General features: G+C 39.0%; 2 protein-coding genes. One reads left to right on the plus strand and one right to left on the minus strand.

Annotation, left to right across the window (positions count from 1 at the left end; all coding sequences use genetic code 11):
* Positions 1-276: hypothetical protein (locus DNK84_RS13640; RefSeq protein WP_162902507.1), on the minus strand; the 276-nt coding region annotated here is incomplete at its 3' end.
* Between DNK84_RS13640 and DNK84_RS13645 the strand changes: the two genes are divergently transcribed.
* Positions 270-782: a transposase gene (locus DNK84_RS13645; protein WP_119345009.1), complete on the plus strand. Its 513-nt coding sequence runs from the start codon at positions 270-272 to the stop codon at positions 780-782. The two genes, DNK84_RS13640 and DNK84_RS13645, sit on opposite strands and share 7 nt — an antisense overlap.
* Positions 783-803 lie beyond the last annotated feature (21 nt).

The following is an 803-nucleotide window of genomic DNA, read 5'->3' on the forward strand; positions in this document are numbered from 1 at the left end:
CAGAGCTTCAAAGTTACCTCGAGTTGGGTGCTTATCTTTAATGTAACCACCATCTGTTTGAACAATTAATTCTTCTGCAGGTTTGATTTTAAAACCCTTAAGGCACGCCTCATCTTGATGTATTTCGTGTAGATATTGCCCAACACGTTCAGCGGTTCTCTTTAAATTCAGCTGCCCATTCACCGGTCGATGGCGCTTTACTTGTGCATCTAACTCATGCTGTTTATGACCAGATAAACCATAGACTTGTTGATTCAATGCCAATTGTGATGGCACAAAACAATCGTCGATTTAAAGCTTGTATTGCCTCAGAACTAGCAGATAAATCTGGATATTGCGCTGCTAAAAACCTTTATTATTATGGCGTTAAGCTTCATATTTTAGCAAGTTACCAAGTTGGCTGTATGCCTATTCCCGAGAGTATTGGATTAACTCATGCAGGAATGAATGATGGCAAGGCATATGAGTTGCTTTGCAATGATCCAAAGGTTAAACAATACACAAAATTTGGTGACAAGGCCTATCCAGCAAATCAGGAAACCAACACATATACTCCCGTTAAAAAAGGAAAAGGGCAAGAATACTTAGATGCAGCGGATCAGCTGTACTCAATGGCGGTATCTAAGATTAGACAACCAGTGGAATCAATGAACAATTGGATTCAGGAAAAAACAGGCATAGAAATAGCAAGCAAAGTCAGATCTACAAAAGGATTGTTGGTTCATGTGTTTGGAAGGTTGTGTGCAGCATTTGAATTGTTGGTGCAAAAATACTGCGTATAATTTAAACCTTGATTCGCATTT

Source organism: Facilibium subflavum, assembly GCF_003574485.1.
In the GTDB taxonomy this organism is placed as follows: domain Bacteria; phylum Pseudomonadota; class Gammaproteobacteria; order Francisellales; family Francisellaceae; genus Facilibium; species Facilibium subflavum.

What these genes read in the sequence shown, in the direction of transcription:
- DNK84_RS13645 (WP_119345009.1), top strand. Translation starts at nt 270, where the DNA reads ATGGCACAAAACAATCGTCGATTTAAAGCTTGTATTGCCTCAGAACTA.